The sequence below is a fragment of the Janthinobacterium sp. RA13 genome, assembly GCF_000745325.1.
In the GTDB taxonomy this organism is placed as follows: Bacteria; Pseudomonadota; Gammaproteobacteria; order Burkholderiales; family Burkholderiaceae_D; genus Janthinobacterium; species Janthinobacterium rivuli.
Genome location: NZ_JQNP01000001.1, coordinates 470168 through 488653, shown reverse-complemented (window position 1 = coordinate 488653; position 18486 = coordinate 470168). Strand labels below are relative to the sequence as shown.

At 61.6% G+C, this 18486-nt stretch carries 20 protein-coding genes; 9 read left to right on the top strand and 11 right to left on the bottom strand.

Annotated features, from left to right (window positions below):
• Positions 1 to 2 precede the first annotated feature (2 nt).
• Positions 3 to 1046: a hypothetical protein gene (locus FG13_RS02140; protein WP_035817985.1), complete on the top strand. Its 1044-nt coding sequence runs from the start codon at positions 3 to 5 to the stop codon at positions 1044 to 1046.
• Here FG13_RS02140 and FG13_RS02135 read toward each other — a convergent pair.
• From FG13_RS02135 to FG13_RS02125, 3 genes are all read right to left on the bottom strand, one after another.
• Positions 1043 to 3217, bottom strand: coding sequence for a putative bifunctional diguanylate cyclase/phosphodiesterase (locus tag FG13_RS02135; protein WP_200880239.1), 2175 nt, complete (start codon positions 3215 to 3217; stop codon positions 1043 to 1045). The genes FG13_RS02140 and FG13_RS02135 overlap by 4 nt on opposite strands.
• Positions 3218 to 3349: 132 nt before the next feature.
• The gene (locus FG13_RS28680; RefSeq protein ID WP_051958382.1) at positions 3350 to 4195 is read right to left on the bottom strand and encodes a DUF5672 family protein; all 846 of its coding nucleotides are present in this window, start codon (positions 4193 to 4195) and stop codon (positions 3350 to 3352) included.
• A gap of 138 nt (positions 4196 to 4333) precedes the next feature.
• The gene (locus FG13_RS02125; RefSeq protein ID WP_235211641.1) at positions 4334 to 4795 is read right to left on the bottom strand and encodes a hypothetical protein; all 462 of its coding nucleotides are present in this window, start codon (positions 4793 to 4795) and stop codon (positions 4334 to 4336) included.
• Positions 4796 to 4977: 182 nt separating this feature from the next.
• Here FG13_RS02125 and FG13_RS02120 point away from each other — a divergent pair, with 182 nt between their 5' ends.
• Positions 4978 to 5445 carry a PACE efflux transporter gene (locus FG13_RS02120; protein WP_035817981.1) on the top strand — a complete coding sequence of 156 codons (468 nt, stop codon included), beginning with the start codon at positions 4978 to 4980 and terminating at the stop codon, positions 5443 to 5445.
• On the opposite strand, the gene FG13_RS02115 is transcribed toward FG13_RS02120, so the two are convergent.
• Positions 5421 to 6302 carry a LysR family transcriptional regulator gene (locus tag FG13_RS02115; RefSeq protein WP_035826890.1) on the bottom strand — a complete coding sequence of 294 codons (882 nt, stop codon included), beginning with the start codon at positions 6300 to 6302 and terminating at the stop codon, positions 5421 to 5423. The genes FG13_RS02120 and FG13_RS02115 overlap by 25 nt on opposite strands.
• Before the next feature lie 87 nt (positions 6303 to 6389).
• Here FG13_RS02115 and FG13_RS02110 point away from each other — a divergent pair, with 87 nt between their 5' ends.
• Positions 6390 to 6593: a DUF3460 family protein gene (locus FG13_RS02110; protein WP_035817978.1), complete on the top strand. Its 204-nt coding sequence runs from the start codon at positions 6390 to 6392 to the stop codon at positions 6591 to 6593.
• 7 nt (positions 6594 to 6600) lie between these two features.
• Here FG13_RS02110 and FG13_RS02105 read toward each other — a convergent pair whose 3' ends face one another.
• Positions 6601 to 7350 (bottom strand): YcbK family protein, encoded by a 750-nt coding sequence (locus FG13_RS02105; protein WP_374106421.1) that lies wholly within the window; start codon positions 7348 to 7350, stop codon positions 6601 to 6603.
• A 99-nt stretch (positions 7351 to 7449) separates the two neighbouring features.
• Positions 7450 to 8286, bottom strand: a complete 837-nt coding sequence (locus FG13_RS02100; RefSeq protein ID WP_035817972.1) for an EAL domain-containing protein — start codon at positions 8284 to 8286, stop codon at positions 7450 to 7452.
• Positions 8287 to 8518: 232 nt separating this feature from the next.
• Here FG13_RS02100 and FG13_RS02095 point away from each other — a divergent pair, with 232 nt between their 5' ends.
• Positions 8519 to 9331 (top strand): class II glutamine amidotransferase, encoded by an 813-nt coding sequence (locus FG13_RS02095; RefSeq protein ID WP_081922384.1) that lies wholly within the window; start codon positions 8519 to 8521, stop codon positions 9329 to 9331.
• Positions 9332 to 9397: 66 nt separating this feature from the next.
• On the opposite strand, the gene FG13_RS02090 is transcribed toward FG13_RS02095, so the two are convergent.
• Positions 9398 to 9928 (bottom strand): GNAT family N-acetyltransferase, encoded by a 531-nt coding sequence (locus tag FG13_RS02090; protein WP_035817966.1) that lies wholly within the window; start codon positions 9926 to 9928, stop codon positions 9398 to 9400.
• 301 nt (positions 9929 to 10229) lie between these two features.
• Here FG13_RS02090 and FG13_RS02085 point away from each other — a divergent pair, with 301 nt between their 5' ends.
• The gene (locus FG13_RS02085) at positions 10230 to 11285 is read left to right on the top strand and encodes a sulfate ABC transporter substrate-binding protein (RefSeq protein WP_035817963.1); all 1056 of its coding nucleotides are present in this window, start codon (positions 10230 to 10232) and stop codon (positions 11283 to 11285) included.
• A 42-nt stretch (positions 11286 to 11327) separates the two neighbouring features.
• Here FG13_RS02085 and FG13_RS02080 read toward each other — a convergent pair whose 3' ends face one another.
• Together FG13_RS02080 and FG13_RS30345 are read right to left on the bottom strand one after the other, a co-directional pair.
• A complete protein-coding gene (locus tag FG13_RS02080) occupies positions 11328 to 12473 on the bottom strand; it encodes a helix-turn-helix transcriptional regulator (RefSeq protein WP_051958379.1) in 1146 nt (381 codons plus the stop codon).
• A gap of 6 nt (positions 12474 to 12479) precedes the next feature.
• On the bottom strand, positions 12480 to 12635 hold the full coding sequence (locus tag FG13_RS30345) for a hypothetical protein (protein ID WP_161784138.1): 156 nt from the start codon (positions 12633 to 12635) through the stop codon (positions 12480 to 12482).
• On the opposite strand from FG13_RS30345, the gene FG13_RS02075 reads away from it, so the two are divergent.
• From FG13_RS02075 to FG13_RS02060, 4 genes are all read left to right on the top strand, one after another.
• Positions 12634 to 13806, top strand: a complete 1173-nt coding sequence (locus FG13_RS02075; RefSeq protein WP_152598648.1) for a hypothetical protein — start codon at positions 12634 to 12636, stop codon at positions 13804 to 13806. The two genes, FG13_RS30345 and FG13_RS02075, sit on opposite strands and share 2 nt — an antisense overlap.
• Positions 13807 to 13931: 125 nt before the next feature.
• A complete protein-coding gene (locus FG13_RS02070) occupies positions 13932 to 14150 on the top strand; it encodes a TOBE domain-containing protein (RefSeq protein WP_034757699.1) in 219 nt (72 codons plus the stop codon).
• A 186-nt stretch (positions 14151 to 14336) separates the two neighbouring features.
• The gene (locus FG13_RS02065) at positions 14337 to 15542 is read left to right on the top strand and encodes an AAA family ATPase (RefSeq protein ID WP_035826885.1); all 1206 of its coding nucleotides are present in this window, start codon (positions 14337 to 14339) and stop codon (positions 15540 to 15542) included.
• Positions 15539 to 16279: a hypothetical protein gene (locus tag FG13_RS02060; RefSeq protein ID WP_035817958.1), complete on the top strand. Its 741-nt coding sequence runs from the start codon at positions 15539 to 15541 to the stop codon at positions 16277 to 16279. Before FG13_RS02065 ends, FG13_RS02060 begins: the two co-directional genes overlap by 4 nt.
• Here the strand turns inward: FG13_RS02060 and FG13_RS02055 are convergent.
• Together FG13_RS02055 and FG13_RS28675 are read right to left on the bottom strand one after the other, a co-directional pair.
• Positions 16276 to 17025: a LytR/AlgR family response regulator transcription factor gene (locus FG13_RS02055; RefSeq protein WP_035817955.1), complete on the bottom strand. Its 750-nt coding sequence runs from the start codon at positions 17023 to 17025 to the stop codon at positions 16276 to 16278. The genes FG13_RS02060 and FG13_RS02055 overlap by 4 nt on opposite strands.
• The gene (locus tag FG13_RS28675; RefSeq protein ID WP_051958377.1) at positions 17022 to 18266 is read right to left on the bottom strand and encodes a sensor histidine kinase; all 1245 of its coding nucleotides are present in this window, start codon (positions 18264 to 18266) and stop codon (positions 17022 to 17024) included. The genes FG13_RS02055 and FG13_RS28675 overlap by 4 nt, the downstream gene beginning before the upstream one ends.
• Positions 18267 to 18486 lie beyond the last annotated feature (220 nt).

Below are 18486 nucleotides of genomic sequence, written 5' to 3'. Positions count from 1 at the left end.
TCATGCAAATCGTTCAGACCTCCTCCTCTTCCGGCGTCAATGCCAAAGGCGCCGGCACCGCGCGCGTCGTCGATGACGCGTCCGCCGCGGTCAAAGGCAGCGCCAGCGCGCGCAGCGAGGCGCCAGCAGCGAGGAGTTCAACGGCGAACCTGCAGCGTGGCCTGAGCAACTGGGATCACCAGTTGCAGGGGGAAATTTCTAACGCGCAACAAACCCTCGACTATCTGGAACGCAGCAGCAGCCAGTTGCAGGCGCTGAAAAGCGAACTGGCGGCCAAACTTGCCGCGCGCCAGGGCCGCGAAGGACAAGTCGAGGCCAGGGTACGCCAGTTCAGCAATACTTGGCGCCAGCGCGCCAGCGCCTCGGGCGGCTCGCTCGACGCACAGCTCAGCTATACCAGCCCGCAGGCGGCGCAGCAGAACTTCAGCATCCGCGGCCTGACCATGGCCAGCCTGCAGGAAGGCCCGCAGGAAGTGCTGGCCTTTTCCGTCGGCGGCGCGAACCAGGCCTTGCGTTCGGTGAATATCGAACCTGGCCTGAGCCAGAATGAAATCGTCTCGCGCTTCGACCGCGCACTGATGCCGTCCGGCATCGGCGTCAAGCTGGGCGAAAATGGCGAACTGGTGTTCAGCACATCGGAAGCGGCCTGGACCAACGTGCGCGACAGCCTGTCCGTGCGCGGCAGCGGCATCCGCTACCCGACCGGCCAGATGAGCCGCGTGCGCACGGATGCGGAACCAGCCGCCATCGCCCCGGAAGAATGGCATACGGGCGACACGGAAGCCCTGCGCGCCACCTTGCAGCAAGTGGTGCAGGCGCTGGCGCGGTTGCAGGCGGCGCGCAGCTCCGTCAGCCTGGCCATGGCGCAAGCGACGGGACGGGTGGCCCGCGCGCAACCGGTACAAGTGCACGTCAGCATGGATACCCTGGCGGAAAACTTCACGGAAAAGGCCAGCCAGCCCGGCTATGAATCGCTGCTGGCGATCAGCTCGGCGCTGGTCGGCATCAGCCGCGAGCGAGTCGTCGCGCTGCTGGGCCTGGATTAAAAACGCCGGCCCGCGGCCAGCATTGCGCTCAGCTGCTCGACAGGCACCGCGCCTGAAAATACATAACCCTGCGCATAATCGCAACCGGCGGCCCGCAGCAAGTCACGCTGCGTGGCCGTTTCCACGCCTTCCGCCACCACTGTCAGGCCCAGCCCCTGCGCCAGACTGATGATGGCCGCGCATACGGCCAGCGCAGCGTCTCCCGGCCCCAGATCCCGCACCAGCGAGCAGTCGAGCTTGAGCACTTCAAGATCGCCCCTTTTCAGGCAGGCCAGCGAGATGTTACCTGCGCCAAAGTCGTCGAGCGCCAGCGCCAGGCCCATGGCGCGCAACTGGCGCAGGCGGTCGGCCACCTGGCGCGCCTCGTCGAGCAGCACGGCTTCCGTTGTTTCGATGACGATGGCGCCCGGCGCCAGGCCCGCCCGCGCCAGGGCGTTGCCCCAATCCTGGTACAGCGCGGCATCGCAGCGAAATTCCACGGCCGACTTGTTGATACATACCTGGAACATGGCGCCATGCTCGTCCTGCCACTGGCGCGCCTGGCGTACGACCTGGCGAAACACCCACTCACCGATATCGATGATCAGGCCGTTGGCCTCGGCAAAACCAATGAAATCGGCGGGTAGCAGCAAGCCGCGCAGCGGATGGCGCCAGCGCAGCAGCGCCTCGGCCCGCTCGATGGTGCCATCACACAGGCGGATGATGGGCTGGTAATGCACTTCGAACTGGTCCTGCGCCAGTGCCAGACGCATCTCGCGCACCGTGGCGCGGCGCAGATCGGCCGCCTGCTGCAAGGCCGGCGTGAAATAGCTGTAGCCATTGCGCCCCGCGCTCTTGGCCGCATACATGGCCTGGTCTGCATGCCGCAGCAAGGTGTCCGGCGCCTCGGCATCGGCCGGATACAGCGCCACGCCCACGCTGGCCGACACTTGCGCCGTATCGCCATCGAGCACGAACGGCAGGGCCAGCGCCGTCGTCAATTCCTGCAGCACGCGTTCGATGCCGCCCAGCTGCCCCACACCGGCCAGGATGACGGTGAACTCGTCGCCGCCCAGGCGCGCGACCGTATCGGTGGCGCGAACATGCGCGCTGATGCGCAGCGCCGCCTGGCGCAACAGCATGTCGCCCTTCTCGTGGCCGAGGCGGTCATTCACCTGCTTGAAATGGTCGAGGTCGATGAACAGCAGGGCCAGGCAAGCGCCCTCCCGTTTGGCGTGCCGCGCCTCATGCTGCAAGCGGTCGAGGAACATGTGGCGGTTCGGCAATCCCGTCAAGGGATCGAAATTGGCTTGCCGCCAGATGCGCTCGGACGCCGCGCGCTGCGCCGTGATGTCGCTGACCAGCGCCAGCGCGCCCAAATAGGTGCCGCAGGAGTCGAAGATGGGATTGGTGGCCAGGGTGGCCCACAAGGTGCTGCCGTCACGCCGCTGGAACTTGAATTCGTGGCGCTCGACGATGCCATCCTGGCGCCGCGCAATATTGCGCTCCAGGATGGTGCGCCCCTCGTCATCCATGAAGGCGGCCAGCGGCTGGCCCAGCATATCCTCGATCCGGCAACCGAGCATCTGCGCCATCTTCGGATTGACAAAGCTGGTCAGCGCCTGCGCATCGATTTCCCAGATGCCCTCCTCGGCGCTGTGCACGATGCGCCGGAAGCGCTCTTCGCTGCGTTCGAGCGCGGCCAGCTTGCCCTCGGCCTGTTCCAGCACCAGCCGCAGCGCCTGGCCGTTCGGATCGGCGCTGCCCAGCAGGCTGACGGGCAAGCCGGCCTCGCGCGCGCCGGGACACGGCGGACGCAGCCGTACCTGCAGCTGGATGCGCTCGGGCTCGCTGCTATTGAGCACGCGCTGCACGAACTGCTCGAAATCGTGGCGGAATGCCTCATGCACATACGAACGGAACAGCACGTGGCCAAGGCGCTCGCGTACCAGGCCGAACAATTCGGCCGCCACCAGGTTGACCTGCACGATCGCGCCATCGATGCCCAGCACGAAATAGGCGACGGGCGCCAGCAGGTATAAATCGTTGAAATAGGCTTGCTCGCGTTCGGCCTTCACCCGTTCCGGGCTAAAGACGCCATCGTCAAGCAAAGACATGGCTGGCCACGGCACGGGGTCGTGGCCATGCAGGGAGGAATCAGGAGCTGAGACCGCATGCGGCGTATTGTCCATGGCTATCCTTTGCACCACCGCCCAGGCAATCAGGCGGACGCTGTCCCGAGACTAGCATGCGCAACGCGCAGTGTCGAGCGATGCATGCCATGCATGACACTTCCGGCACAAGCGTGGCGGCCGTCAGGACGGCTAGGCGCGCGGTGAAGCCGGGCGCGAGCGGCCATGCTTGAGCGCGTGCATGCCTGTCCGCAAGGCAAGCAGGCAAGCATCGCCGAATAACGACGCGCCGCCGTTGAGGCGCCGCCGCAATACCCGTAGCGCCATCCGGTAGCGGCCGGAGCGATACAACTGCTTGATCAGCCCGCGCGCGACTGGCGCATGCAGCGTGGCATCGTCGCACTTGCGCAGGTAGTCGGTCAGTTCCGTGTCGTCCAGCACTTCGCCAAAGTTGAAAAAACCATGGAAACCGAACGTGGGACCGGCCGGCATAATGCCTTCGAAGGCAAAGCTGGAGGCCAGGCCGGCATCGGCGAAACGCACACCAAACTCCTGGCGCAGCCGGTCGCCATGCAGTTCGCAGATCGCATAATCCTCTGGATGGGGTTGCGTGATGGCCAGCTGCGGCAAGACGTCATACAGACGCCGCGAACGCAGCGAAAAGCCGCCATTGCCGACGACCACCGGGCGATGCGACCACGGTGAACCGATATAGTCGCAGTCCAGGAAAGCGTCCTGCCATTGGCGTGCATCGACGATAAAACTGTCCCACTGCATGACGAGCACATGCGTGCCGCTGAAATGGGCGCCCAGCTCATGCACCATGAATGCCGAATACGCTTCCACGCTCTCGATGGGGGCGATCAGTACCTGGCGTATATGCGGGGGCAAATCATGCAGGCGGGAAGTGAACAGCAGGCATTCCTTGAAATCGGCGCCGGCCAGGCAGCGCTCGATGGCAAAGCTGGCCAGCTCGGGATAACGCGTTTCCACGCACACCAGGCTGATGTTGCGAAGGTCCAGTTTGTCATTATGCATTACAGGCTTTTCATCGGAGTGCAGGTGGAAGGCGTGCCAGGCGCGGGCATGGCATATTTTGCAACTCCCGCATGATACAGCGCAAACGGGAGCGGGACAAGGGGCATGGCCTCCCGGCCCCATCGGCGTGCGGCCGGCTCAGCGGCCCATGCGGCGGCGGCGCAAGCCGAAATCATGGCCCACCACCAGCAAGGTGCTGGCCACCAGGCTTGATAAGCCCACGATCAGCTGGATCAATTTATCGTCAGGCAAGATCCACAGCGACGAGTCCGGCGTCTCGCAGCCCGTGGCCGCGCTGATCAGGGGAGCGACCCAGGCCGCGTCCGGCGTCACGTCGAGCACGACGGCGCCGTCGGCGCTTGTCTGCATATAGATATCGCCCCCTTCGGCCAGGGTGAAGCAGATGCCCACGCCCGTTTCCGTGGCGCGGATATTGTCCTGCATGCTGCGGTTATGTTCTTCGATCCACACTTCCACGTCGTACGGCGTTTCCAGGTGCTCCCACGGACGGGGGCGGAAACGGGGACGTTCGTCCGCACTGGCCGGCGTGTCGGGAATGTCGGGGATGTCGGGGATGTTGCTGTCTGCTGCGCCTTGCATGCTGGTTGACCTTTTCTGCGGTGATGCGGCGGGACCGGTTGCCTGCCAGCCGCCATTATCCACCGTTCATGGCGCACATGGTATTCCTCCAGTGGATTCATCAGAAAAACTGACAGCTATCGACTTCAAAGATCAACATACCTGACTTAAAATACGCACCATCTCTTCTTTACAGGCTTTACATGCAAGGCATCAAACGCAAAATCGTCTACGTCACCGCCTTTGAAATCATCGGCATGGCCATTTCCACGCTTTGGCTGACCCTGCTTTCGGGCGAGTCGCCCACCAGCACGGGGCCGCTGGCCATCATGATCACCACCATCGCCGTGATCTGGAACCTGCTCTACAACACGGCCTTCGAATACTGGGAAATCCGGCAAGTGTCACGCACGCGCACGGTCTGGCGCCGCATCCTGCACGCAATCGGCTTCCAGATCACCTTGGTCATCTATCTGATCCCGCTGATCGCCTGGTGGCTCGACATCAGCCTGTGGCAAGCGTTTGTGCTGGACTTCGCGCTGATGCTGATCATCCCGTGCTACAGCTTCATTTTTAACTATTTCTTCGATGGTTTATTCGGCGTGCCCCTGTCGGCGCAGCAGCCGAAGGAAGAGCCAGCGGACGTTCAGGCAGCTTCGCTGAGCAACTGAAGAAAGGACCGCGCCGCCATGCCCAGCGGCCGGTCCTTCATCCACACCAGGTGGATGGGCACGACCAGGCCATTGCCCGTATTCTTGAACGCCACGCAGCGTACCCGCCCCGCCGCCAGCGAATGCTGGATGGCCGAGGCGGCAAAGTTGCCCCATCCCAAGCCCGCTTCCACCATGGCCAGCGCCATCGGCAAGCTGTCCGTGCGCCAATAGGACAGCCCTACCACGGGGCGCGCATCGGCCAGGTCGAGTTCGCGGCTGGCAACGATGATCTGGCGCAGATTCACCAATTCCTCGATATACAAGGGCTGGCCCGCCGCGCTGGGCGGATGCTGGGTCGAGATAATCGCCAGCAAGGCATCGCTGCCCACCAGCTGGAACTGTTCCTCGTGATTGATGCGTCCGCCAGCAAACGCCATGCAGGCGCTGATGCGGCCCCGGTGCAGCATGTCGAGCACATCATCCTGCGGTGCCGTCAGCACTTCGATGTCAAGCAGCGGATGGCGCTGCGACAGCGCGCGCACGGCGGCCAGGAAGGGCGTATGGTCGAGCTCGGCCGCGATGCCCAGCGAAATGCGGCTTTCCAGTCCCTGCGACAATTCCTGCACGTGCAGGTGCAACTGTTTCAACTGTTCGGCGATCAGGCGCGCATGCGGTATCAGGGCCATCGCGGCCGGCGTGGGCACGGCTTCGCGCGCGCCCCGGTCGAACAGGGTGATGCCCAGTTCCGCCTCGATATTGGCCATCGCCATGCTGACGGCCGACGGCGCCCGCCGCAAGGCGCGCGCGGCGGCCGAGAACGAGCCGCCGTCGACGACGGCCAGGAACAGTTCGATGTTATGGCTGGAGAGTTTCATGGAATCGAAAAATGGGAAGCGGAAAGCGGGCGGCACGTTTGCGCCGCCGGCGATAGAATGAAAGAAATCTCGATAGCAGGAGGAGCCATGACTCATCCACTTCCCTACCGCCGCGGCGGCTATGTCTCGGAATTCACGCGCTTTATCGACGGCTACCTGCGCGACCATCCAGAAGCGCAAACCAGCCAGCGCCTGGGCTGGCGCATTTACTGGGAACGCCCCGTGAATTTCGATGAATGGCGGCGCACCGAACGCGATAGCGTGCCGGAGCCGCCTTACCATTACGACTAAAAAGCTCCTAGCCTTTCCAGACGCGCTGCAATCCCGTATCGGCATGGATCCAGCCGCCACGCGGGCCGTTGCGGTAATAGAAGCCCACGCCGCCCTGCTTGAAGCTGCGCACGAGCGAACCGAGCACTTCTGCATTCAGGTTCGCCACGCGGATGTCGGCGGCGCGGCCCGAGATGTGCAGCGACTGGCGCGCGGCCGGCACGCCCGCTTCGCGCAGGCGGCTGTTCGACTCGGCCGTGCGGTAGCCCGACAAAATCTCCAGCGGCTGCTCGATGCCGTAGCGGGCCACGAACGCTTGCGTGCCCCACAGGGTTTCCAGCAGTTTCGGGTCGATGGGCGCCGTCTTCTTGCCGTTCACGTCGCGCAGCAAGTGGCACAGTTCCTGGTAGGCCGAATCGATGACTTCGCCATCTTTCCAGTACAGCAATTTCGCCTTTTCATTGCTGGCCGGGCGCACCACTTCCAGGGTGCGGGGCTTGAGCCAGAATTCCAGGTCCAGCGCTTGCGCATCAAAAATGTCGGGTGGCGGTTCCATCTCGGTGATGACCGAGCGCGATTGCGAGGTGACCGAGCGGTCGATGCTGGCCAGTTGCGTCGGCTGCGGCGGCACGGCCGTACGCGGCGCGCGCGGCTTGGCGCTGGCCGAAGCCGAGGCGGGAGCGGCCGTGCGCGAGGCGCAGCCGATGAGCGGGGTGGCAACCAGGCCCAGCGCGGCCAGGCCCATACCGTGGTGTAGAAAATTTCTGCGCGATGCCATAGTCAGTCCAATATAACGATGGGAATACTATAGCGTATTGTGCCGCGAAGAAAAACCCTCAATGCCTATCGTGTCGCCCTCATTTCAAGGCATTTTGCGTCAGGCGGCAGCTGCGACGGCGACGCCCGCGCCTTTCGCCTGCGCCAGCGCCGTCAATGGCTTGTCGAGCAGATAACCCTGGGCGACGATGGGCAAGCCCGTGATGGCGGCGATGCGCTGTAGCGCAGCCAGCGCGGCCGGCGTGTCGAGGCGTTTGAAAATGACGCGGATTTTCGCCGCATGGCACACGGTGACGAAGCTGGCGACGGCCTGCTCGTCGCTGAGGTTGCCCGCGTCAAGCTTGAACGCATGCGGGTGCAAACGCTCCAGCATGCCCGTGGCCTCCTGCACGCTGGCCACATTGATGGCCAGGCGGAAACCGTTGCGGCGGTAATTGTCGGCCACATAGTTGAGCAGCCAGCCCTGGTTCGGCGTGACCGTCGGCAATTGCAGCACGATGCGCTCGATGGGCAAGCCCAGCGCGTCGAGGATGCGCTGGAAGGCGTGGCCGTGATTGCTGCTGACGGCGCTCAGCAGGCGGTCATGCACGTTCAGATACAGGTCGGCTTCCTCCGCTTCGCTCTGGCGGAAAAAATTAATGGCGTGCAGCATGCGGCACAGCCGGTCCAGCTCCACAGATTCATCGTCGCTGGCCGCGTGATCGAGCAAGCGCCACAGCGACAAGCCTTCGTCCGCCTTCGACACGCTGCGCGCCAGCCCCTCGAACGCCACCAGCTTGCCGCTGTCCAATTCGCGCAGCGGCTGGAAAGCGCTGGTCATGGTGCAATTGAAAAAGCGCCCCAGCGCCCTGCCCTCCCCGTCGAGCCAGACGCTGGTGCCGGCCTGGGTTTGGTGCGACAGGCGGGCCAGGTAATTTTTCAGGACGGGAAATGGCATACGTGCTCCTTCATCGGGCTGCGCCAGCTGCCTTCACGGGGAAGACGGCGCCAAAGTGTGCAGAGTAAGGCAGCGCCAACCAAAGGAGAACGAATGGTTTCGCCATTTGATATGCGCCCAGCACATATGGGATGCGGCGACCAGCGCATAACGATACTCGGAAATATTCCTTCCAGCCACCCGCCCCGGCCTTTACTGTGCTCATGTACCGATACCATCAGGAAAGGCCGCCATGTGCCAGTTACTCGCAATGAACAGCAGCAAGCCCGCGGCGCTGGGTTTTTCCTTTGCCGGCTTTGCAGAACGGGGCGGACGCACGGACGAGCACCGCGACGGCTGGGGCATCGCCTATCATTCCAGTAGCGGCTGCACCCTGCTGACGGATCACCTGGCTGCCATCGATTCGCCGCTGGCAGCCCAGGTGCAGCAGCATCCCGTGAAGGCGAAAAACATCGTCGCGCACATCCGCAAGGCCACGCAGGGCCGCATCGCGCCGGAAAACACGCATCCGTTCGCTCGCGACCTGTGGGGCAAGACCTGGTCGTTCGCCCACAATGGCGACTTGAAAACGTGGCGCGCGCCCGCCAATGCGCACTACCGCGCCAGCGGCGACACGGACAGCGAGCAGGCCTTTTGCCACTTGCTGGCCCGTTTGCGCACGCGCTTCCCCTTGGGCGAACCCGCGCGCGCCGACTTGCGCGCCGCCATCGCCGAGGTCGCCACGGAAATCGCCGCGCACGGCACATTCAATTTCATCCTGTCGGACGGCGAGCTGCTGTTTGCCCACTGTTCCACGCATTTGCACTTCGTGATACGCGAATACCCGTTTTCCGTCGCGCAACTGATCGACTGCGAGCGCAGCATCGACTTTCGCCAGCATAATCACCTGGACGACCGCATCGCCGTCATCGCCACGCATCCGCTGACGCAAAACGAGGACTGGCTGGCGTTCGCGCCCGGCGAACTGAAACTGTTTGCGGGCGGCACTTTGCTGCCGGCAAACGAGAGCGTGCCGCAAGGCGTGTATATCCAGATCAGTTACTGAAGGGAAATATTCAAACGGAGGAAATGGCCCGCCGCCGGATGGGCGGGCTGAAGTGCAGAAAAGCCGTCAGGCCGAATTGCAGTTGCAAAAGCGCTTGCGCTTGGGGTCACCGCTGGCGATACCCGCGGGATCAATCTGTTTCCAGCAAAAAATCGTTTCCACGCCATATGGCGACCGCACATTGCCCGCCTCGACATACCCCTGCTTGACGAAAAAGGCCTGGCTGCTGGCCGTGCTGTGCAGTTGCAGGGCCTTGATGCCCCACTCGCGCGCCTGCGTCTCCAATTGCTCGACCAAGGCCTTGCCCGCGCCGCGGCCTTGCGCCTCGGGCAACAGGTAGCACAGGGCCAGCTTGCCGGCGCGCGTCAGCAAGCCGACGCCGACCACGGCGCCCGCCTCGACTGCGACCAGCGAAAAATTGGTGGGCGACGCGAACCAGCACGCCACCATCTGCGGTGTTTTATTGCCCAGCCAAGCTTCCAGGATGGCCGGATCGTCCCGATGATCGAGGCTGCAGCATTCGACGATGGAGCGTCGTAATACGTTGCACGCCTCGAAAGCGTCGGTCGATGTTGCAATACGAATTTCAAGACTCATGTACGCTCACAAAATATTCCAGTTGCCGATGCAGACGGTTCTACCCCTGTATCGTGCGATTCGACTATACACCAAGCGGCGCTTTCGGGTTTTTTGCCGCACGCCACGGGCCGGTTTTGCCTATGGCGCGATGCCTGCAGACTAAGTGCTGATGCGCATCTTGCCCACGAATGTTTCCAGAAATCGATATCTGTTTTTTAGCGCAAACGGGAATCGAATCTAAGCATATTACGAAAAATTCGTTTCTTTTCCGGCCGGAATTTTAGACTATGTCTATCTATTCTCACAACAAGAGTTCAACATGACCCATTCCAACGCCGTATCGACTGCCGCAGCAGCGCTCACCCAACGCTCGCGCCGCTGGTTCCTGGCCAGCGCCCTGGCCGCTTCCGCTGCCGCCATGAGCTTGCCGATGGCCGCCAGCGCCGCCGAACCCGTGGTCTTGCTGAACGCGTCCTACGACGTAATGCGCGAATTGTTCAAGGATGTGAATCCCGCATTTATTGCTGATTGGAAAGCCAAAACCGGCGAAACGATTACCATCAAGCAATCGCACGGCGGTTCCAGCAAGCAGGCGCGCTCCGTGGCCGATGGCCTGGAAGCGTCCGTCGTGACGATGAATCAGGCCAATGACATCGACATCCTCGTCGACCGCGGCCTCGTGGTGGCCGACTGGGCCAAGAAATTCCCGAACAATGCGGCGCCGTTCTACTCGACCATGGTGTACCTGGTGCGCAAAGGCAACCCGAAACACATCAAGGATTGGGACGACCTGGCCAAGCCCGGCATCAAGGTCATCGTGCCAAACCCGAAAACCTCGGGCAACGGCCGCTACACCTACCTGGCGGCCTGGGGCTATGCCGTGAAAAAAGGCGGCAGCGAAGCGCAGGCGCGCGACCTCGTCACCAAGCTGTTCAAGAACGTGCCCGTGCTCGATGGCGGCGGCCGCGGCGCCACCACCACCTTCACGCAACGTGAAATCGGCGACGTGCTGGTGACGTTTGAAAATGAAGTGCAACTGGTGCGCGCCGAGTTCGGCGACAACTTTGAAGTGGTGTATCCAAGCATCTCGATCCTGGCCGAGTCGCCGGTGGCCGTCGTCGACAAGGTCGTCGACCGCCGGGGCGTGCGCAAGGAAGCCACGGCCTACCTGCAATACCTGTACTCGGAAGCAGGCCAGGAACTGGTCGCCAAGCACTACCTGCGCCCCCGTTCGGCAACAGTAGCCAAGAAATACGCGGCCAGCTTCAAGCCGATCACCCTGTTTAGCATCGATGACGTCTTTGGCGGCTGGAAACAGGCGCAAAAGAAACACTTTGACGATGGTGGCGAGTTCGATAAGATTTATCAGAAGTAAATTCGCCGCATCAGCTCAAAACCGGGACATGTCCCGGTTTTTTTATGGCGGCGCGCCAGCTTGCCACTCAAGCGCACTGAACAGGCTGGCGATCTCGCTGCTGCGGTGCGTGCCTGTCTTGGCCAGGATGGCCTGGATCTGGCTGCGCACCGTGCTGATGCGCACGCCGTGGCGCAAGGCGTACTCGGCAGGCTCCATGCCATCGGCCAGCGCCAGCGCCAGCGACCACTCCGCACCCGTCAAACCGCATGGCCGCTCGGCCGTGCCGGGCCAATGCCGCAGCCCTGCCCTGAACAGCGGCCGCAAGGACAGCATGGCCAGGCTGGCGCCAGCCCCGTCCGCCTCGCCTATGCGCAAAGGCAGCGGCAGGATGCCAATTTCCAGCACCGGACGACCTTCTACATCACTGGCATACAAGGGAGCTGGACGGTGGCACGCCAGTCCCGCGCAGGCCTGGCGCACGCGCTGCGCCAATTGCTGTTGCAAGGGACTCATGCGCACAGCCACCTTACCGCCGTGCATGGTGATCACGGAGGCGAGCGGCGACGTGGCGGCCAGCAGCCGCTGCGCCGCCACATTCAGGAAAACCAGCCGCAGGCAGGCGTCGGTCAGCAAGATGGCGCGCGGCAAGGCATCGAGCGCCTCCCAGGCCAGCGCGCCATGCGCCTGGGCTTGCTGCGCCGTATCGCGCAGGCGAAACACATTCGGCAGATGGTCGAGCACGCGCTGCAGCTGGCCCCGCGTGTTCCCGTCATACGGCCCCTGGCCGGCGGCGCGGTGCGCGGACAGGATGGTGAGCGCGCCGCTGTCGCGCACGACGCCGCTGCAGGAATAGCGCACGCCCGCGCGCAAATAGAAATCCTGGAAATACTCGCTGCGCGCCACGGCCTGCTCGCTGAAATAATCCTGCATCAGATGCATGCGCCCGGGCGGCGCCCGCGTGAGCACCGCATAGCCTGGGTCGAGCGCGTGGTAGTAGCGCCGGTAGCCGTCCTCCCAGGCGCCCTGATCCAGCCCGGTCACATAGCCGCGCGACGGCACCGCGCCCGTTTCCGCCTTCAGGAAACAGCAGGCGACGTCGCCGCCCGCCAGCCGGGCGAACGCGCGCATGGCCACGCTCCACTGCAATGGCTCCAATGCCGCCCGGTAAAAAGCGGCGATAACGGCATCCGCGCCGTCCTTGTCCATCGTTCCCTACCTGTAAAAAAAACGGCAAACCAGTGCAGCATCCTTCACTTGAAGGATGCGCGGCAACGCTCCGGCACGCACCATGGCATCGACGGCTGCCGCCATGCGCATGCCATCGCCAGTGTTTTCCGCAACTTCGTCCTCATCAAGGAGCAGCATCATGCCTTCAATCGATACCGGTCGCCGCACTCTCCACTTGATCCACGCAGGCAACAAACGCTTGCGCATGGCCGCGAGCGCCTCCCTCCTGCTGGCGCTGTCCGGCTGCGCCAACCTGCACACCATCAACCGCACGACGGAACTGCCGGGCAATGGCAAGGCCATCCATCTGGACGCCCCCCAGCGCCTCGTGTACTCCAATGCCAAAGGACATACCTGTGCGGAGCCAACACCGGATGCCCTGCAAGCCTATATTTCGTCCGCCGGCGCCGGCGTTAACAGTGGTCAGAACGCCGCCTCCATTTCAACCGCCCTGAGCGCCAATGCCGCCAGCGTCGGCTTGCATTCGCAATCGATCACCCTGATGCGCGAACACCTGTTCCGTATCTGCGAATACGCGCAAAACAAGTCGATCAACCCTGCCGACACCATGCTGCTGATGGAACGCTCGCAAGACCTGACAATGGGCGTACTCGCCATCGAACAGCTAACGGGCGCGGTCGTGGCGCGCCAGCCGGCATTGACGGGACAAGGCCAGTCCACCGCATCGGCCGGCGTCCTGGCAACCCAGGCGCAGCTTGACAAGGCGGAAGAACGCCTCGCCGAGCGCGAAGGCGACCTCGACGATGTCCGCGATGCGCGCATTGCCCAAGCCAGCGCAAACGAGCAGGCACAACAAGCTCTGCGGGACGCAGCCAAGGCAGATCCCAAAAAAACAGCGGCCGAAATTAAGACCTTGCAGGATGCGGCAAGTTCCGCACAGCTGAAATTGAGCCAGCTCGATGCGCGCCTGGCCGCCGCCCAGCAAGCCGTGGACAAGGCCACAAGCGAAAGAGATATCCTGGAGAAAAAACTCGACGCGGCGTTGGCCGACAGCAGCGCATCGGCAGCGGGAAAGGCACAGTTCAGCGGCGGCCGAGGCCGCGGCAATGTGTCGCCCGCCACGGCGCGCCATCTGGCCAGGGCCAGCGTCGAGATCGTGAAAGCCGTGCTGGAGAAAGGTCACATGACCGACAACTGCATCAATTTCATGAGTGCCATACGAGAACAGCAGCCGGAGCGCAGCGACGCGCCGATTCAGGCCATGACGGCGCTGTGCGCAAAGGTATTCGAGGCGGCCATCAAAAAAAACCTGGAGAACCCGGATCAAAAAACACTGATGATGACGGAATGAAAACAGCGTGCATCGGAACACTTTCGTATATCGATATGCGCATCGATTCGTGGTCAAAACCCCGCACGCGCCGTACTCTGGCCTTGTCGCGCCGCATGGCGTATTACGGGCACAAAGGAAACATCATGGCTATCTCGGAAGTGAATGTACGCAACCAGTTCAGAGGCAAGATCAAGGAAATCATCTTCGGGCCCGTGGTCTCGGAAGTGGACGTGGAAACGCCGCACGGCATCGTCACCTCGGTCATCACCTCGCGCTCGATCAAGGACCTGGACCTGAAAGTGGGCAGCGAAGTCATCGCGCTGGTGAAATCGACGGAAGTGTCGATCGCCAAGATCCAGTAAATACTCTCCCACCCGGCCCCGTCTGCGGGCCGATACTCCTTTTCGCGCCGACCTCAATGAACGCAAAGAACGTAAAGAACAGCAAATAATAGCTTTGCTATTCACGAATTGATAGCGATGTGGGATGATAGACAAATCAAGTTCGTCATGGTGCGGATTTGTCGCATCGCTCACAGGCAGGTACATATGATTAATGATTTTACTATCTCAAACTTTAAGTCACTCGTTAATTTCCAGATTGTTGTGCCTAAATTTACGGTTTTAATCGGTTTAAACGGTGCAGGAAAGACGACTGTTCTACAAGCTTTTGATTTCCTTTCTCAATTAATGAGTGGAAAAATCGATGAATGGCTAGCTTCACGGGGCTGGGATCGTGCAGATATCGCATCTAAATTAGTATCAACGAGCAATATATCGTTCAGTGCAACAACTGTGCACGGAAGAAAATTAGGACTTTGGAATGGGTCACTGAATCGTAAAGAATTAGCATGTTTAACCGAAGTAGCAGCAATGGAGATAGATGGAAAATTTGAGTTATTGTTTAGACTGAGAGATCGGCAATATCGGGTTGACGAACGTGACTTAGTACCGGTAGCATTTACATATCAAGGTTCTCTTCTGTCCCAATTACGTGATAGTGAACTAGGCTCGGATTTAAAAAATATACGTGATACGATCCGCAATATTCGATCACTAGAACTGCTATCCCCCCACCTGATGCGCCAGCGTACGCGAGAGAGCGCCGCCAGCATCGGCATAGGTGGCGAAAAGCTGTCCGCCTATTTGCACTCGATCAAGGGAGGAGACAAGCAGCATTTGCTGGATCTGCTGCGCACGTTTTATCCTCGCGTGATCGACTTCAAATCATCGCCCACTAAAGGCGGCTGGAAACGTCTGTCGATCATTGAAGACTTCGATGGCAAGCACGTCGAAACCGAAGTACGCCATATCAACGATGGCTTGCTGCGCGTGTTGGCCATGCTGGCGCAAACGCTTGATGGCAACGCTATGTTGCTGTTCGATGAAGTGGAAAATGGCGTCAATCCGGAAATCGTAGAAAAGCTGGTGAACTTGCTGGTCAATGCAAAGCAGCAAATCCTTGTTACCACGCACAATCCAATGATCCTGAACTATCTGGAAGATGACGTGGCGCGCGAGTCAGTGCTGTTTGTCTATAAAACACCTGAAGGCTTTACGCGGGCAAGGCAATTCTTCTCTCTGCCTGGCATCGGTGAAAAACTTGATCTGATGGGGCCTGGTGAAGCCTTTATTGATACGGATCTGGTGGCACTCACCGCGACCTGCGTCGAACTAGACAAGCAGGACACTACTGCCAAAGAAGTGGATGAGAAGGCGAAGAAATCGCCCACATCAAAGAAAGGCGCCGCATGATACTGGTCCTGAGCGGCGAAGGCCCCAGCGACCTGGGCATGTGCACCAACGCCCAGGGACGCTGCAGTGATACAAACTTCCAATCAGGACCAATCACAGTACTGTTGGAGCAACTTATCGAACGTAGGCTGGGCTACGCGCTGTCAGACAATCCAAATGCCATACAATTCATCAGCAAAGCACGTTTGCTTGAGTTTGCCGCCAAGCGCAAGGCCAACAAGCGCAGCGTGATTTTGCCTGGAAAAAAACATGGACTGGAAACTGGCTACTTCCATGCCAATGCGCTGGATCTTGGTCAGGCAAGCCTGGAAATAGAAGCTGAGTTGGCTGATAACGCTGTAGCCGTGCTATTCCGCGACCACGACAAAATGCGCTCCGACCCACCAGCACTCTGGGATCAAAAATGGAAATCCATGCTAGACGGTTTTCACCGCGCCCAGTTCCCCCGTGGGGTGCCCATGCTACCGAACCCAAAATCTGAAGCCTGGTTGCTGTGCGCGGCAAAGAAACAGCCGTTCCAACATTGCACAAAACTGGAGGACATTCCCGGCAATGACGATGCGCCGAATTCAGCCAAGGAACAATTGGCGCATGCGCTTGGCGGCGAAAAAAACGCCGTTGAACTTGCCGAGTGGATGCGCGGGATCGCATTCGATGCGAAAGGCGCCTCCGCCATGCCCAGCTTTGCCGCTTTTCATGACCGTTTACAAAACGTGCTGGGCGATATGTTGCACTAATCGCGGAACAAATACGTAAACGTGCGGCTGACGGGCAATTTTTCCGTGCTGCCGCGCAGCAGCACCTGCATGCGCTCGGCATCGATGCGTTCGGCCGCTTCGATGGCTTTCACGTTGACCATGGTGCCACGGTGGATTTGCCAGAACTGTTCCGGATCGAGGCCGCCCAATAAATCCTTCAGCGGCGTGCGCACCAGCGCTTCCGAGCCGGCCAGCACCACGCGCGTGTACTTGGTGTCGGCCTGGAAGAACAGCACGTCGTTGATGTCGATCAAACGGATCTGCTTGCCCACGCTGGCCCTGATCCATTTCAGTTTTTCGCGCGGCGGCGCCGGCAAGGCAGCGCGCAGCGATTGCAATAAATTGGCCATGTCGGCCGGCTGGGCGCCGAGCTTGTCGCGCAGCCGGGCCAGCGCGCGCTGCAAGCGTTCGGCCTGCACGGGTTTCAACAGGTAATCGACGGCGCCCGCGTCGAAGGCATCGACGGCATACTGGTCATATGCGGTGACAAACACCACGTGCGCCCGGGTGCCGATGCGCTCGGCCACTTCCAGGCCCGACAGGCCAGGCATGCGGATGTCGAGGAAGACCACGTCCGGCTCATGCTCGAGAAAACCGTCCCAGGCATCGTTGCCGTTTTCCACCACCAGCACGATGCGCGCCTCGGGCCAGGCCAGCGCCAGCATCGTCTGCAGGCGTTCGCGCATCAGCGGTTCGTCTTCGGCGATCAGGATGGTGGTATTCATGCGGCAAGTTCCTTGGTAGTCATCGGCAATACGATCTCTGCGAGCACGCCCTCCTCCTCGCCGTTTTGCACGTGCAGGCTGGCAGCGGCCGCGGCCAGCTGCAGACGGCGGCGCACATTCTCCAGGCCCAGGCCGCCTCCGGGCGCACTCGCGGCGCCCAGGCCCACACCGGTATCCTGCACGCGCAAGCGCATGGCGCCGTCCGCATCGAGCAGGGCCGAGACGACGATCTCGCCACCCCGCAGCGATGGCTCGATGCCATGCTTGATGGCGTTTTCCACCAGGGTCAGCAAGATCATGCTGGGCACCTGTATCTGCGCCAGGCCGGGCGGCAAGCCGAGGCGGAAGGAAAGGCGCGCGCCCATGCGTACCTGCATCACTTGCAGATACGCTTGCACCACGTCAAATTCCGTTTGCAGGGGCACCTGGTCGGCGCGCATCTCGGCCAGGCTGGCGCGCAAGAAGGCGATCAGGTTGGCCGTCAGCGCGGCCGCCTGCGCCGCCCCGCTGGCGCCCTGCTCGGCCAGCTGCTGCACGGCGCCCAGGGTGTTGAACAGGAAATGCGGTTCGATCTGCGCGCGCAGCAAACGCAGCTGCGATTCGCTCAGTTCGCGCGCCAGACGGTCGCGCTCGGCATCCTGCTGCAGCTGCAGGGCCAGCGCTTCGTACTGGCGGTTGCGCCACAGAACAACGATGGTCATCGGCACCATGTAGACCAGCCCGGCAGTGAGCGCGGCCCAGCCGCCCACGCGCGCGCCGCGCTCAATGGCCACGCCGATGGAACCATGACCTTCCAGCATGGCGCGCAGCACACCGATCGCCACACCGCCCAGGGCCGGCACCAGCAGTAGCAACAGCAGCGTCTTGAACTTCTTTTGCGCCAGCTTGCGGTAATTGAACCAGACCCCCAGCACGCCCCAGGCCATCGCCAGGCCAAGCACATTGCTGAGCACCACGGCCTTGGTCCAGCCCACCTTGTCGGGCAGCAGCAGATGCAGCACGACGCCGACGATACTGAACAACAGCACCAGCCTGGCTGCCGCCAGGTAAAAGCCGGCGCCCCGGTACTTGAGCATGAAGGCGTGGAATTGCTGGCGCTCGATCGGCGTCAAAGTCACGAGCCGCAACGCCACCCTGCGCCGCCAGCCCTGCGGGACCTGGGGCGCCGTGTCCGGATGCGCAAGCACCCTGAGGGTTTCATCGTCGTAACAGCGATACCATCCGGCAAATTTTTTCCACATGCTGCGTTCTCCTTGTCGTGTCAATCAGGCATGAACGCAGTCTACGGCGCCCTTGGTACAGGGCATAGCGCGGGGCGACGAAGCACGAAGCGGCAGGCATCAACGACGAAGCGCGCGGCGCCTGCCGGACTCGCGCTGCCAATATTGCTGAAATAGTACGAAGTTTCCAAGACGAAATCAATAATCGCGCAACAATTTTCACTACGGCAAGATTAGCCTC

Coding starts and splice junctions, on each gene's coding strand:
- FG13_RS02075 (WP_152598648.1), top strand. CDS start 12,634: ATGCCTTCAATCGATACCGGTCGCCGCACTCTCCACTTGATCCACGCA.
- FG13_RS02115 (WP_035826890.1), bottom strand. CDS start 6,302: ATGAAACTCTCCAGCCATAACATCGAACTGTTCCTGGCCGTCGTCGAC.
- FG13_RS02100 (WP_035817972.1), bottom strand. CDS start 8,286: ATGCCATTTCCCGTCCTGAAAAATTACCTGGCCCGCCTGTCGCACCAA.
- FG13_RS28675 (WP_051958377.1), bottom strand. CDS start 18,266: ATGTGGAAAAAATTTGCCGGATGGTATCGCTGTTACGACGATGAAACC.
- FG13_RS02120 (WP_035817981.1), top strand. CDS start 4,978: ATGCAAGGCATCAAACGCAAAATCGTCTACGTCACCGCCTTTGAAATC.
- FG13_RS02105 (WP_374106421.1), bottom strand. CDS start 7,350: ATGGCATCGCGCAGAAATTTTCTACACCACGGTATGGGCCTGGCCGCG.
- FG13_RS02065 (WP_035826885.1), top strand. CDS start 14,337: ATGATTAATGATTTTACTATCTCAAACTTTAAGTCACTCGTTAATTTC.
- FG13_RS02085 (WP_035817963.1), top strand. CDS start 10,230: ATGACCCATTCCAACGCCGTATCGACTGCCGCAGCAGCGCTCACCCAA.
- FG13_RS02140 (WP_035817985.1), top strand. CDS start 3: ATGCAAATCGTTCAGACCTCCTCCTCTTCCGGCGTCAATGCCAAAGGC.
- FG13_RS02110 (WP_035817978.1), top strand. CDS start 6,390: ATGACTCATCCACTTCCCTACCGCCGCGGCGGCTATGTCTCGGAATTC.
- FG13_RS28680 (WP_051958382.1), bottom strand. CDS start 4,195: ATGCATAATGACAAACTGGACCTTCGCAACATCAGCCTGGTGTGCGTG.
- FG13_RS02090 (WP_035817966.1), bottom strand. CDS start 9,928: ATGAGTCTTGAAATTCGTATTGCAACATCGACCGACGCTTTCGAGGCG.
- FG13_RS02080 (WP_051958379.1), bottom strand. CDS start 12,473: ATGGACAAGGACGGCGCGGATGCCGTTATCGCCGCTTTTTACCGGGCG.
- FG13_RS02070 (WP_034757699.1), top strand. CDS start 13,932: ATGGCTATCTCGGAAGTGAATGTACGCAACCAGTTCAGAGGCAAGATC.
- FG13_RS02060 (WP_035817958.1), top strand. CDS start 15,539: ATGATACTGGTCCTGAGCGGCGAAGGCCCCAGCGACCTGGGCATGTGC.
- FG13_RS02055 (WP_035817955.1), bottom strand. CDS start 17,025: ATGAATACCACCATCCTGATCGCCGAAGACGAACCGCTGATGCGCGAA.
- FG13_RS02135 (WP_200880239.1), bottom strand. CDS start 3,217: ATGGACAATACGCCGCATGCGGTCTCAGCTCCTGATTCCTCCCTGCAT.
- FG13_RS02095 (WP_081922384.1), top strand. CDS start 8,519: ATGTGCCAGTTACTCGCAATGAACAGCAGCAAGCCCGCGGCGCTGGGT.
- FG13_RS02125 (WP_235211641.1), bottom strand. CDS start 4,795: ATGCAAGGCGCAGCAGACAGCAACATCCCCGACATCCCCGACATTCCC.
- FG13_RS30345 (WP_161784138.1), bottom strand. CDS start 12,635: ATGATGCTGCTCCTTGATGAGGACGAAGTTGCGGAAAACACTGGCGAT.